The 13772-nt window shown below is 60.4% G+C and carries 8 protein-coding genes; 4 read left to right on the forward strand and 4 right to left on the reverse strand.

Annotated features, from left to right (window positions below; genetic code table 11):
- Window positions 1-2 precede the first annotated feature (2 nt).
- Window positions 3-914, forward strand: coding sequence for an ABC transporter permease subunit (locus PY650_RS17900; RefSeq protein WP_285880799.1), 912 nt, complete (start codon window positions 3-5; stop codon window positions 912-914).
- 3 nt (window positions 915-917) lie between these two features.
- Window positions 918-1733: an ABC transporter permease subunit gene (locus PY650_RS17905; protein WP_285870714.1), complete on the forward strand. Its 816-nt coding sequence runs from the start codon at window positions 918-920 to the stop codon at window positions 1731-1733.
- Window positions 1734-1771: 38 nt separating this feature from the next.
- On the opposite strand, the gene PY650_RS17910 is transcribed toward PY650_RS17905, so the two are convergent.
- The gene (locus PY650_RS17910; protein ID WP_285880800.1) at window positions 1772-3673 is read right to left on the reverse strand and encodes an AsmA family protein; all 1902 of its coding nucleotides are present in this window, start codon (window positions 3671-3673) and stop codon (window positions 1772-1774) included.
- A 162-nt stretch (window positions 3674-3835) separates the two neighbouring features.
- Between PY650_RS17910 and PY650_RS17915 the strand changes: the two genes are divergently transcribed.
- Both PY650_RS17915 and PY650_RS17920 read left to right on the forward strand, forming a co-directional pair.
- Entirely contained in the window at window positions 3836-5788 is a 1953-nt protein-coding gene (locus PY650_RS17915) for an acetoacetate--CoA ligase (RefSeq protein WP_285880801.1), read from the forward strand.
- A gap of 351 nt (window positions 5789-6139) precedes the next feature.
- Entirely contained in the window at window positions 6140-8059 is a 1920-nt protein-coding gene (locus tag PY650_RS17920; RefSeq protein WP_285880802.1) for a DEAD/DEAH box helicase, read from the forward strand.
- An 85-nt stretch (window positions 8060-8144) separates the two neighbouring features.
- Here the strand turns inward: PY650_RS17920 and PY650_RS17925 are convergent, their stop codons facing one another.
- From PY650_RS17925 to PY650_RS17935, 3 genes are all read right to left on the reverse strand, one after another.
- Window positions 8145-9167, reverse strand: a complete 1023-nt coding sequence (locus tag PY650_RS17925) for a class I SAM-dependent methyltransferase (protein WP_285880803.1) — start codon at window positions 9165-9167, stop codon at window positions 8145-8147.
- A 175-nt stretch (window positions 9168-9342) separates the two neighbouring features.
- The gene (locus PY650_RS17930) at window positions 9343-9828 is read right to left on the reverse strand and encodes a RidA family protein (protein WP_285880804.1); all 486 of its coding nucleotides are present in this window, start codon (window positions 9826-9828) and stop codon (window positions 9343-9345) included.
- Between the two features lie 109 nt (window positions 9829-9937).
- On the reverse strand, window positions 9938-13633 hold the full coding sequence (locus tag PY650_RS17935) for an ATP-binding protein (protein WP_285880805.1): 3696 nt from the start codon (window positions 13631-13633) through the stop codon (window positions 9938-9940).
- Window positions 13634-13772: the final 139 nt, after the last annotated feature.

Raw genomic sequence — 13772 nt, forward strand, 5'->3', positions numbered from 1 at the left:
TCATGAAGACGCTCGGCTCTTCCATCTATCAGCGCCTCGTCATCATCATTCCCTATGCCTGGCTACTGATTTTCTTTCTCGCGCCCTTCTTGATCGTCTTCCGCATTTCGCTGTCGACCAAGGCTCTCTCCGTTCCGCCGTACGATCCGGCTTTCAGTTGGTCGGACGGTTTCGGCGATTGGTGGGACAAGCTGCAGAGCATGTCCTTCGACAATTACACCTGGTTGGCCGGCGATCCGCTCTATTTTAATGCCTATCTCCAGAGCCTGAAGATAGCGGGCATATCGACGATCCTGACACTGATCATCGCCTATCCCATTGCTTACGGCATGGCACAGGCGCCGCGCAGCATCCGCCCGACGCTGTTAATGCTGGTCATCCTGCCGTTCTGGACGAGCTTCTTGATCCGCGTCTATTCCTGGATGGCGATCCTGAGTACGACCGGTTTGCTCAATCAGCTGCTGATGGCATTTGGCATCATCCATGAGCCGCTAGTGATCCTGAACACCAACACCGCCGTCTATATCGGCATGGTCTATTCCTATCTGCCTTTCATGGTTCTGCCGCTCTATTCCTCGCTGGAAAAGATGGACGGTACGCTGATCGAAGCGGCCCAGGATCTCGGCTGCACGCCGATCGGCGCCTTCTGGCGTGTCACCTTCCCACTGTCGATCCCGGGTGTCATCGCCGGCTGCATGCTGGTTTTCATCCCGGCGGTCGGCGAGTTCGTCATCCCTGATCTGCTCGGCGGCTCCGAAACGCTGATGATCGGCAAGGTGTTGTGGAACGAGTTCTACGGCAATACCGACTGGCCGTTGGCCTCCGCGGTGGCGACCATCCTGCTGCTGGTGCTGGTGGTGCCCATCGTCTTCTTCCAACATATGCAGGCGAAAGCTGACGAGAGGGGGAGGTAAGCCATGATCCGCTGGTCCCGCTTCAACATCATCTCCGTCACGCTCGGCCTAGCCTTCCTCTATTTGCCAATCCTGTTGCTGGTCATTTATTCCTTCAACGCCTCGCGGCTGGTCACGGTCTGGGGAGGCTTCTCGACGCAATGGTACGGCCGGCTCCTTCGAAACAGCGATATGCTCAACGCTGCCTGGTTGACCGTGCGCATCGCTGTGTTCTCGGCGACGATCGCGACCGTGCTTGGCACTCTGGCCGCGTTGACGCTGGTTCGTTACACCCGCTTCCGCGGCCGTATTCTTTTTTCCGGCATGATCTACGCGCCGCTCGTCATGCCAGACGTCATCACCGGCTTGTCGCTGCTGCTGCTCTTCGTCACCGTCGGCATCGATCGCGGCTTCTGGACCATCGTCATGGCGCATACGACGCTGACTATGTGCTTCGTCGCCGTCGTCGTCCAGTCCAGGCTTCTGAGCTTCGACCGCTCGATCGAAGAGGCGGCTCTCGATCTCGGCGCGCCGCCCGTGCGTACCTTCTTCGAGATCACGCTGCCGATCATCGCGCCGGCCGTGTTCTCCGGCTGGGTGCTGGCTCTGACGCTGTCGCTGGATGACCTGGTGATCGCCACATTTGCTTCCGGGGCGGGTGCCAAGACATTGCCGATGCTCATCTACAGCCAGGTGAAGCTCGGCGTGACGCCGGAGATCAACGCGATCTGCACCATTCTGATCGGCGTCGTCACCATCGGCGTCATCTGCGCCTCCGTCGTCACGAAGCGCCGCGAAGTGCAGCGCCAGAGGGATGAGCAGGCGGCCGCCGCGGCGTAGGATCGTAAGGTAGGGTGAAGGCAGCCGCCGGCTGGGAGCTATTGTTGCTGCGGCTGCTTGTCGGATTTTTGCAGCAGCGTTTTGACAGGCGAGATCACCGGGTCCGGCCAGGTGCCGCCGATATAGAATGGCAGCGTCGGCAATTCCGCCGCATTGGCCGGATCGCTCGCCTGCATGGTGCCAGACAGCGCCAGTCCGTTGCTGCGGAAGGGAACGACGCCGTTCAGCACCACCGTTTCATTGCGTCCCTCGATCTTGGCGTCGTGAACCTCGACAGAGCCCTTGGCGACGCTTGCCTCGACGTCGAGGCTATCGAAATCGAAGGCCGTGTCGGCGATGTCGCTCATCCGGAAAAAGGCTTTGCTGGACGCGAGCGCGCGGAAGGTCGAGATGTTGAACTGCCGGAAGGAGCCGGTGGCCGAGGTGAAATGCATCTTGCCGGCGACGTCGCTGAGGCTCGCGGCCCAGATCGGCTTCGATGTGCTGAGTGAAAGATCCAGCGATCCCCTGGTCAGCGGCAGCGGCCCCATTAGATTGAGCCGGGTGAACAGCCCGCCGAAATCGGCGTTGCGGATGGAGATCTGCAATTTGCCGCCGGCATCGAAGTCGCCTTGAGTGACCTCCAGATGCGAGGTGAGCTCGCCGCCCTCGAAACCGCTGTCGCCGATGTCGAACTTTGCGCTGCCGCCGGCAACGAGCAGGCTGGCGCCGATATCATCGAATTGAAATGGGCCGAGCACGGCCTTGTTCGACGAAAGCCGCATGTCGACATCTAGGCGTTGCAGCGGATTGCCGTTGAGCAAAGCGTCGATGGCAGTATCGGCAGCTAGCCGCATGGAAAATGCCGCCAGGAACGGATTGAGGTTCATCTGGTCGAAGGCAAGTGTGCCGGAAATCTTCGGCTTGCCCGCCTTCGAATAGCTCAGATCCATGACGCCGGACGCAGCGGCGTCGTTGACCTTGAAGCTCAGATTGTTGAAGCGCAGGCCATTTGGGATCGTGGCGACGTCGGCATTGAGGGAAACGTTCCGAAGTGTACTTGCGGCCGGCAGGTGTTGCCCACTCCAGGCCAGGAAGGCAGGCATATTCGGCACGCTTAGATCCAGATTTCCGGTCAATGCGGCGATATTGGAAATGCTGGTGGCGCCGGTATAGGTCCAGCTGATCAGCGGCGAGGAGAAGCTTGTCTTCGCATCCACCCGCTTGCCGGCAAAGAGCAACAGGGGCTGTGCGGAATTGAAGTCGATCTTCACGTCCTGGCCGTTGAGACGAGCCAGGATGACGGCAGTCATCGGGCGGGAAAGCCGCGGCCATGAGATGTCGGCATTGACGCCGCCCAGCTTGTAGAGGTTGCCGCTGCGGTCATCAGTCATCTCGACGCTGCCGTCTTCGATGGTCAAGGTGCCAATGGCGGCATCCTCTTCCTTGCTCATCGTCGTGTTCTGGTTGGAGGACTGCTCCACCCGTTCGATTGCCTTGGACAGCAGCCCTTCATTCGTCCAATCGATGAGACCGGTCTCGTCGCGGCGGATATAGATCACAGGCCGCAGGAAATGGAATTCATGAAAATGCGCACGCCCTCGCAGGGCAGCAAACAGCGAGAAATCCGCCGAGAGGCTGTCGACATGGCCGAGCACCTTGCCGTTTTTCGTCGGTTCGCGAATGGTGACCTGGTTGAGCGTCACGCGCGGCGTCGGCCAGAATTCCAGTGTCGGTGCGCCCTCGATCTGGGCACGATATCCCGTCCAGTCCGACAGCGCTTTCTCGATGCCGGAGCGCACCAGGCCGCTGGAGATCAGGAAGGGAGCGGTTGCCCTGAAAACGGCGAAGATCACGATAATGGTGAAAAGGGCGATGCCCGTGGTGCGTGCAACAGTAGGCAGCCAACGCGAGGCTGATCGCATCGTCAACCACCACTTATTATTCCTCGACGCTCTCATGATCCGCGGAGACTTTCATACTGATAGCGCTGATATGCCTGTGTTTGCCGGATATAGGAAATGATCGGCGGATGCAAACATTGTACAGCGGGAATACACACAACTCAGTGACTTTATAATGCGCTGCAGCATGGTATATAAGCCAAAACCGGAGGAGAAAAAATGCGAGATAATCAGCCGCTCTGGACGCCATCGGATGAATTTCGCCGGCAAAGCCCGATGTTTGTCTTCATGCAAGACTGCAATCGACGCTTCGGCCTATCCCTTTCTGATTTCAGCAGCCTGCATGCCTGGTCGATCGCCGACCGCGAAACCTTCTGGACAGCAGTGTGGGATTTCTGTGGCATCAAGGGAAATCGCGGCGAAAGGGCGCTGATCAACGGCGACCTCATGCTGGAAGCGCGTTTCTTTCCCGATGCCGAGCTGAACTTCGCCGAGAACCTGCTGTCGAAAAGCGGTGAGGGGGACGCGCTGGTCTTCTGGGGGGAGGACAAGGTGCGCGATCGCTGGTCCTGGGATCGGCTTTCGGCCATGGTGTCGCGCCTACAGCAGGCCTATCGCGCCCTCGGTATCGGCAAGGGGGACCGTGTCGCCGCGATGATGCCGAACATGCCGGAAACAATCGCCTGCATGCTGGCGGCCGCCTCCATAGGTGCCATCTGGTCTTCTTGCTCCCCGGATTTTGGTGAGCAGGGAGTTTTGGATCGCTTCGGCCAAATCGAGCCGAAACTGTTTATCGCCTGCAGCGGCTACTGGTATGGCGGCAAATTGCAGGATGTGACGACCAAGGTCAGCGCCATCGCGCAACGTCTCGGCGCGCCTGCTGTCATCGTTCCCTATGCCGGCGACGCCGATGCGGTCGTGGCTGCGACGCCAAACGCAAAGACGCTCACGGCCTTAATCGCGCCCTTCGAGGCAAGGGCGGTTGAATTCGTGCAGCTGCCGTTCTCGCATTCGCTGTTCATTCTGTTCTCCTCAGGTACGACGGGCGTGCCGAAATGCATCGTTCATTCCACTGGCGGCGCGCTGCTGCAACTCATCAAGGAGCATCGTCTGCATTGCGGCGTGGTCCCGGGCGAAAAGGTTTTCTATTTCACCACCTGCGGCTGGATGATGTGGAACTGGCTGGTAACCGGGCTTGCCGCCGGTGTCACTCTTTGCCTCTATGACGGTTCTCCCTTTTCGCCTGACGGCAATATCCTCTTCGACTATGCGCAGGAGGAGAAGTTCGCCCTATTCGGCACGTCTGCGAAATATATCGACGCCGTACGCAAGGGCGGCCTGACGCCGAAGACGTCGCACGATCTTTCGGGTCTGCGGCTGATGACTTCCACCGGCTCGCCCCTGTCGCCCGAAGGTTTCTCCTTCGTCTATGAGGGCATCAAGGACGACATCCAGCTCGCCTCCATCTCGGGAGGCACCGACATCGTCTCCTGCTTCGTGCTCGGCAATCCGTTGCAGCCGGTCTGGCGCGGCGAGATCCAGGGACCGGGCCTCGGCCTTGCGGTCGATGTCTGGAACGAGGACGGCCAGCCGGTGCGCGGCGAAAAGGGCGAACTCATCTGCGCCAAAGCTTTCCCCTCGATGCCGGTGATGTTCTGGAATGACCCCGATCGCGTCAAATATCATGCCGCTTATTTCGAGCGTTTCGACAATGTCTGGTGCCATGGCGATTTTGCCGAATGGACGGAGCATGATGGCCTGATCATTCACGGCCGTTCGGACGCGACGCTCAATCCCGGCGGCGTTCGCATCGGCACGGCTGAGATTTATAATCAGGTCGAGCAGATGCCTGAAGTCCTCGAAGCTCTCTGCATCGGACAGGATTGGGATGATGATGTTCGCGTCGTGCTTTTCGTCCGCCTGGCGGCGGGCGCAGCGCTTACGGAAGACCTGGTCAAGGCGATCAAGACCCGCATTCGCACCGGTGCCTCTCCGCGGCATGTGCCGGCGAAGGTCATTGCTGTTACCGATATTCCGCGCACCAAGTCGGGTAAGATCGTCGAACTCGCCGTCCGCGACGTTGTGCATGGCCGGGCGGTGAAGAACAAGGAAGCACTCGCCAATCCCGAAGCGCTGGATCTTTTTGCCGGGCTGGATGAGCTGAAAAGCTAAGCCTCTCTTAAAATTGAGGGGCAAACCATGACCAATGGGCGGTAACCCGGTGTTAAGAAACCTTGGTCAAAGGTAAAATCCAACTTGAGGCCGTTCGCATGAGTTAGGAACGGCTTGGAGCCGCGAGGTTCCCGAGACATGACGTTGATCGACTCGAGCTTTCGTTAGACAGCATCAACTTCAAAGGCAGCGCTCTCAGCTGCCTTTTTTTCATTGTGCATCGCACAAATTCGTGCTTGCTCTGTACATTGGCCCGCCGAGCAAGTATGTGCACGCTTGAAGAAGAGGCCTGCAACGTGCGGGTCGCGATGATCCGCGCCGGCTGGCGCGAAGAATTCCGAAAGACAAGATATGACTGAATTCGAAGGCATCGTTCCTGCGATCGCCAAGGCTTTGGCAAAGCGCGGTTACGAAGTGCTGACGCCGGTACAGAAGGCCATGCTCGATCCGGGCCTTGCCGGCAAGGACGCATTGGTTTCGGCCCAGACCGGCTCCGGCAAGACGGTTGCCTTCGGCCTGGCTTTGGCTCCGGGCCTGCTCGAGGGCAATGAGCGTTTCGGCCCCGCCGGCCGGCCGCTGGCATTGGCCATCGCGCCGACGCGCGAGCTGGCGCTGCAGGTGCAGCGGGAGCTGGAATGGCTTTACGAACTCACTGGCGCGACCATTGCTTCCTGTGTTGGCGGCATGGACATGCGCACGGAGAGGCGGGCATTGGAGCGCGGCGCGCACATCGTCGTCGGCACGCCGGGCCGCCTCTGCGACCATATTCGCCGCAACTCGCTCGACATTTCCGAGCTAAAGGCCGTGGTGCTGGACGAGGCCGACGAGATGCTCGACCTCGGTTTCCGTGAAGATCTGGAATTCATCCTCGAGACCGCGCCGGCCGAGCGGCGGACAATGATGTTCTCGGCGACCGTGCCGCGCTCGATCGCAAAGCTCGCGGAAAACTACCAGCGCGACGCCGTGCGCATCGCCACCGCGTCCGAAGCCAAGCAGCATGTCGATATCGACTATCGCGCCCTGACGGTTGTCCCGAGCGACCGGGAAAACGCCATTATCAACGTTCTGCGCTATTACGAAGCACAGAACGCTATCGTCTTCTGTTCGACACGTGCAGCCGTCAACCATCTGACGGCGCGCTTCAATAACCGAGGCTTTTCCGTCGTTGCCTTGTCGGGTGAACTTAGCCAGAGCGAGCGTACACATGCGCTGCAGGCCATGCGCGACGGTCGCGCGCGCGTTTGCATCGCCACCGACGTTGCCGCCCGTGGCATCGATCTGCCGGGTCTGGAATTGGTAGTTCACGCCGATCTCCCGACCAATCCGGAAACACTGCTGCATCGCAGCGGCCGCACGGGCCGCGCCGGACGCAAGGGCGTCAGCGCCCTGATCGTGCCGCTCAGTGCCCGCCGCCGCACCGAACGCTTGCTGGAAAACGCCCGCATCCGCGCCACCTGGGCAAAACCGCCATCAGCCGAAGAGGTCAATCGCCGCGACGACGAACGCCTTCTCGCCGATCCGATCTTCTCCGCGCCCTTGCGTGAGGACGAACAGTCCCTGGTTCAGCAACTGTTGCAAAGTCACGGTGCCGAACGGGTTGCCGTCGCCTTCCTGCGCCAATATCGCGCCGGTCATTCCGCGCCGGAGGATCTGCAGCACGTTCCCGCTGAGGGCGAGCGTAGGAAACCGCGCCGCGACGATTTTTCGGCGCCGCGCGATGATGCGCCTTCCGCCGGACGCAACGACTTCACCGACGGCGTCTGGGTGTCGCTCTCGGTCGGTCGCAAGCAGAATGCCGAGCCGCGCTGGCTGATCCCGATGCTCTGCCGCAACGGCAATCTCACCAAGCGCGACATCGGCGCGATCAAGATGACGCCGGAAGAAACTTTCGTCGAATTTTCGAGCGAAGGTGCCGAACGCTTCCTATCTGCCATCGGCCCAGACAAGACCTTGGAGCGCGGCATTCGCGTTAAGCCGCTCGCTGGCATACCGGATTTTTCGCAGGCCAAGCGGGAAGGAACTTTCGGGAAGAAAAAACCCTACTCGGAGAAGAGCGCCCGTCCGAATGACACCGTCAAGCCAAAATGGAAATCCGATCGCAAGCCAGAACGGACGCCCGCAGGCGAGGGCGACTTTTCCGAACGCCCGGACAAGAAGCCCTGGGCAAAGAAGCCAGGCAAGCAGAATTTCGGTAAGAACGACGGTCCTCCCAAGAGCGGAAAGCCGGATTCAAGGGCCGCGCGCAAGGCCGCGAAGGCGCGCGGAGAGTAATATTTGTAACTGCGCGCGAGGGGGAACAGCCCCGTTGTTGCTATCTCCACGCCTCTCAGCAAGGGGATCGGTATTTAGGGCGCCACTACTCGAAGAAAATCACGCTCGCCGGTGATGGCGGCAACGGCTTTACCCTAGCGTCTTGAAAACCGGCGCGCCTGGCCATTTCGGTTAAGTCCTTCTTCGTGTAGGCCTCGCCCTTCGGCGTGTTGGCGAGCATCTCCCACGAGAAGGCGGCTGCGAAAGGAGGCGAGACGAGATCGTCATTGGGAACGAATTCGACCGCGACCACGTGGCCGTCGCGGCTGAGGCTGGCCCGGGTCTTTCCTAGCAATCCTGCGCAGGTTTCCATGTCGAAGTGGTGTAGGAAGTTCGCAAGCAGGATAAGATCGTAATCCGTGCCCCAGTCGACGTCGAATGCGCTGCCGGGAATCGCCTTGTAGCGCTCTGAAACGCCAAATTCCCACGCATTGTGTTTGGCCAGTTGCAGAACGGAGTTCCAATCGACCGCAACGATCTCGGCCGAGGGAAAAGTCTTCGCCATCTCTATCCCGAAACGTCCGTGTCCCGCGGCGATGTCCAGAATCCTCTTTGGCGGCACAGGCAAATTGGCCATTTCAGCTGCAAGGCTGACCGCGCTGCCGCCCGTGAACGAACCCATGCCACGGGCAAACTTCACCCACACGGGATTGTCCGGCGACATGTTTGCCAATCCAATGGACCCGCCGTTGCGGACATAAGATGTCGGATCGTCCAGGACTTGCTTGAGAATTTCCGGCGCGGCGAGGAACTCGATGGCTGAGCCCATATAGGCCGGCGAATGCCGATCGAGGAATGCTCGGCTGGAGGGGGTCAGAGCGTATTGATGACCCGTCTTGGTGAGAAAGCCGTTTACGACGAGATAGTCGCACAGAATGCGTACGCCGCGTTCGGCTGCGTTCGTCGCGACTGCCAGCGATTCAGCAGTCCCGCCGTCGCCGATCAACGTAAAGAGATCGAGCTCTATCGCGGCCTTGATCGCGGCCGTCTTCCGGCATGCAAACATCGCATCAACTATCAGATCGGGTGAGATTTCGCCCATGCCTGCTTCTGCTGCAGTCGATGACATTGGAGCCTCCCCATTTGCATCCAACGACCGACCAGGATAGCCGGTCTCGATCGGAAACTATCCCACGGAAGGCAACGGTGCATAAGTGCGCAATTGTTAGTACGCGCCAAACGAGTAATCCATGTCGGTGATGCAGGCAATGCCGGGTTGGCCGTTTGCCGGAGAGATGATCGCCCTAAGTGCGGATTGCGACTTCGGCTTCGATTTCCACCGGGAGATTGAAAGGCAATCCGGCTACACCGACGGCCGAACGAGAGTGAGCGCCGCGCTCCTTGCCGTAGAGATCCGTGATGAGGTCGCTGAAGCCATTGATGACCAACGGATAGCCATTGAAACTTTCATCTGCATTGACCATGCCGAATACGCGCAGCCAGCTTTCGACACGATCGAGATCGCCGATGCTTGCCTTCAAGCTAGCAACCATCGCCAATCCGGTTAATTTGGCCGCATGATAGGCTTCCTCCAACGACAGATCGCGGCCGACCTTGCCGAGAGGCGTGGCGATCGAGCCGTCCGGTGCCAAAGCTCCGTGTCCGGAAATAAAAGCCCGGTTGCCATGGATGCGAACCCAAGGGAAGTTGAGCACCACATTCGGTGGAAGTTTTATCGGCTGTGGAAGCTGCAATCCAAGCGCCGCCAACCGGCTTTCAACGTCTGCCATGGCTAGTGTTCCGATCCTTCAAATTCGAGCTTCCTGTCGCCGACCCCTTGTCGCTCGCTGGTCAAAAATGCCCATTTTCAGCCTCTGCTCGAAGCGAACGAAGTTACTTTTAGTTCGCCAGCACACGCGGCGAAGGGAATGTAATCTCCACCAATGTCCCCTCATTCGGGGCCGAGTTGATCGAGAAGGTCGCGCGGTTGGCGTCGACCATGGCTTTGGTCAACGGTAGGCCGAGGCCGGTGCCGTCGCCGCGCTTGCGGGCATTGGTCGAGACCTGGCGGAAGGGCTTCATCGCTTGTTCCAGCTCGCTGCGGGTCATGCCGACGCCGGTGTCGCGAATGCGCATGACGACGCTGCCATTGCCTTCGTAAGATGTTGAGACGACGATCTGGCCGCCTGACGGCGTAAAGCGGATAGCGTTCGACAGGATGTTCAATGCGATCTGCTTGATCGAGCGCAGGTCGGCGACGACATTCGGCACGGCCTGCGACAGCGCCGTACGGATGATGACGCGCTGGCTGTTGGCTTGCGGCTGCACCAGCGACACGGCTTCGGCGATCGCTTCGTTGAGGCCGACGGAGGAAAATTCCAGGTCCATTTCACCGGCTTCGATTTTGGAGATGTCCAGCAGATCGTTGACGATGTCGAGCACATGGCGGCCCGAGCGGCCGATATCGGTCGCATACTCGATATAGCGAGAATGACCGATCGGCCCGAAGCGCTCGCCGGCCATCATGTCGGAAAAGCCGATGATCGCGTTGAGCGGCGTGCGAATCTCGTGGCTGACCCGGGCGAGGAAATCGGTCTTGTGGGCATTGGCCGTCTCAGCCGCACGCTTGGCGTTGCGCAACTCTTCCTCGGTGCGCTTCCACTGAGTGATGTCGCGGATGACAGCGCAATAGCCGTTCGAGGAGTTCAGTCGTCCCATGGTCATGAACAAGGGCACGAAACCGCCCGAGGCCTCACGGCCGATGACCTCGCGGCCATCGTTCAGCACGCTTGCCACGCCATGGCCGGAGAGCCCGGCGAGATAGTCAAGCACGGCCTTCTGGCTCTCATGTGCAAACAGTATGACGAAAGGCTTACCGCGGGTCTCCTGCTCGTCATAGTTGAAGAGCGCGCTCGCCGAGCGGTTCATCGAGCGGATCTCGCCCTCCTGTCCGATGATGATGACGCCGTCCGTCGCCGTCTCCAATGTCGAGTGCAGCTCTTCGATTTCGACCTGCAGCTTGGCAAGTTTTTCGACCATACGCTCGGGCCGGGCTTCTTCGGGCACGGGCTCCGATGGCGGCGTCGAAGTCTCGCTTTTGTCGAGTGGCATCAGCGCCAGCATCAAGGCCGTGCCGTCTTCCCAGCGGATCGATTGCAGCCGAGCGTTGACCGGCACCAGCGTATCGTCGGCGCGTACGACCATCATCGTGCCTGGCCGCTCGGTCTTGCCTTCGAGGTCATGACGTTGCAACAGGGCATCCAGCCCGCCGACATGCTCGAGGTCTGTAAGGCTTTCATAACCCGTCAGCCGCAGGAATTCCGGATTGCCATGGATCAGCCGGTCGCCGGCATGAACGAGAATGGCGAGGGGCAGTTGGTCGACGATCTCCGCCGATAGGCCATCGCGCATTTTCACGCGTGGCGCAATAGCGGTGCTCAATACGTCCAGCGGATCGAAATCCTGTTCCGGTTCCCCGGAGAATTTCGATTCCTCAAAGTCGGGCGTGGCGACCTCTTCCGGCTTTTCCGTCTCGGCCAAAGGCGCCGTCATGTCCGGTTCGGATTGCGTGGTTTCGTCGCTTTCAGGTCGACCTTCGGCAGCATCGCCATCGCCTGGTGTTTCGACGGCATCGGATAGAACGTCATCCGCAGCATTCGGCTGCGGGGAGATGTTCGCCACCTCTTCGGACTGTTCCATCGCTTCAGGCTGATCGGCTGGCGGCTCGGCGCGCTTGCCAAAGGGTTCGAGCTGCCGCGCGATCTCGCGGAAGGCGGCCTGTTCACTCAGCGACAAGCCGCTTAGCGTCAACGGGCGGCGTTGATGCAATTGGATGACCTTATCGGATTCGCGGCGGTTCGGCGTCTGCGCAATCTTCAGGGCAGGCGGCTCTTCATTCTTCGGAGCAGGCTCCGCCGCCTCAGGGCCAGCTTCGTGAGCAGCCACTTTTCCTTCGGCTACACTTTCCCCCGGCGGGCTGTGCGGTGCTTCTTCAGCACTTGTTGGCGCTGCCGTTTCCGCGACAGGCTCTTCTGCAACTCTCGGCGTCGACGGTGCCCGCTCTTCCTCTCCACCCAATGTCAACCCAAGCTTCATCGGATCTTCGATGGCATCGGAGAGGCGCACCACGCCGAAGCCTCTGAAGCCATCGAAGTCGCGACTGCGGGTATAGGTCGGCAATGCGGCCAGGTCGACGGGCACCATCAGGCTGGTCTTTTCCACCGGCCAGTAGATCGTCCGACCAGACCATGTATCGCGCCGCGCCAAGAGCTCGGCGATCTTGCCATCCGGATCGAGATTGAAATGCTTGGCAATGTCGGCGAAGGCAACGCCGGTTACCTTCGTGGCATGCGGGCCTACGGCCTCAGCGAATTCGCGCGAGACTTCGCTGAAGCGGCCTTCGGCATCGATCCTCCAGACGAAACGCGTGGCGCGACCGCTGCGCTTGAAAGTGAAGCCCTCCGGCTGACCGACTTCCGCGGCGGGGGCGACGGCCTTGGCCACGACCGGTTCAGCGATTGCGTCCGCACGCTCCACCGGTCCTTCCCCGCCACTGACCAGAAGATCGTCATCGACGTCCGGTAAAAGCTCGTCGGCATGCGCGGCCGCCTCGATCTGTTCCGGTGTCGCGCTGTCCATCATCACCAGCGCGTCGATAGCTTTGCCGGTGGCATCGGACTGCGGATGTGTCTCTTCATGGACGGCACCAGAATTTTCCCGCGCGTCCTCGACCTCTTCGATATCCGCCGCCGCGTCGATGACGTCAGGAGAGGGCACCTCCGCGATAGGCGCCGCATCGGGAACGGGCGTTTCCTCGGCCGTGGCAGTTTCGAGTTCCGTCCGCGCCTCTTCCGCCTCCGGCTCGATCGCTGCGGCCGCCGTACCGGTAGATGCGCTAGCACCGAGGCTTGCCGTTGGATCGAGACTACCGGCTGCGGTCTCGACGACGAAGAGTAGATGCAAGGCAGGGATTTCCGACAGCTTGCCGACGGCGGCGGGCAGATAGCCACGGCCTGTCGGGATCGGTCGCTTGATCAGCCTCTCCGCCTGGGCGCCCGCCATGGTCGTCAACATCCTCGCGGTCTGCGACGTGACACCAAGGCTATCGAAGCGTGCCGAAGCCGCGATGACCTCGCCGTCGCGCCCGATCACGGCCATATGCGTATCGGGATCGTCGAAACCGTCGATCATCCGTTTCGCGCTCTCGATTGCGGCCAGCGGCTTGGAGGAGACCGGAGACGAAAACAGGATCGCCTCTTCGCTTGCCTGCACCCGAACGAGTTCGACCGCGGCAATGACGACCGCGCGCTGGAAGCCCGAGGCCATGCGGATCAGGAAAGTGCGCTGATCGCCGCCGGCGCCAAGTCCGCGTGCCGTCGCCTGGATCTGCCGGAAGGAGACGTCGCCGGGTTTCGGTCCTTGGTCGAGGAAATCATAGATGACATCGTAGCCGAAGAGATTGGCGCCGGCGCCATTGGCCCAAAGCACCCGATCCATGCCGGTCGAAAACAGCACCACGGCTTCGCCGCGTGCAAAACGCTCCCGAACGCGGGGGTGCACGGCAATGTCAATGAATGGGTACTGAATTGCGGGCATGTTCCGACCTGCTTTGCGGGCGTGATCGCCTCTCTTGCTTTAACGCTTTATTAATAACGGCGCCCCGGTTTCAGGTCCAGCGAAGGGCCAGGTTTTTGACTGGCAGGGTTAACGCGTTGTGCGTCGCACAAAGATGTTG

This window comes from Martinezella calliandrae, assembly GCF_030272695.1.
GTDB classification, from domain to species: Bacteria; Pseudomonadota; Alphaproteobacteria; order Rhizobiales; family Rhizobiaceae; genus Rhizobium; species Rhizobium calliandrae.

What these genes read in the sequence shown, in the direction of transcription:
- PY650_RS17905 (WP_285870714.1), top strand. Translation starts at nt 918, where the DNA reads ATGATCCGCTGGTCCCGCTTCAACATCATCTCCGTCACGCTCGGCCTA.
- PY650_RS17930 (WP_285880804.1), bottom strand. Translation starts at nt 9,828, where the DNA reads ATGGCAGACGTTGAAAGCCGGTTGGCGGCGCTTGGATTGCAGCTTCCA.
- PY650_RS17925 (WP_285880803.1), bottom strand. Translation starts at nt 9,167, where the DNA reads ATGTCATCGACTGCAGCAGAAGCAGGCATGGGCGAAATCTCACCCGAT.
- PY650_RS17915 (WP_285880801.1), top strand. Translation starts at nt 3,836, where the DNA reads ATGCGAGATAATCAGCCGCTCTGGACGCCATCGGATGAATTTCGCCGG.
- PY650_RS17900 (WP_285880799.1), top strand. Translation starts at nt 3, where the DNA reads ATGAAGACGCTCGGCTCTTCCATCTATCAGCGCCTCGTCATCATCATT.
- PY650_RS17920 (WP_285880802.1), top strand. Translation starts at nt 6,140, where the DNA reads ATGACTGAATTCGAAGGCATCGTTCCTGCGATCGCCAAGGCTTTGGCA.
- PY650_RS17910 (WP_285880800.1), bottom strand. Translation starts at nt 3,673, where the DNA reads ATGAGAGCGTCGAGGAATAATAAGTGGTGGTTGACGATGCGATCAGCC.
- PY650_RS17935 (WP_285880805.1), bottom strand. Translation starts at nt 13,633, where the DNA reads ATGCCCGCAATTCAGTACCCATTCATTGACATTGCCGTGCACCCCCGC.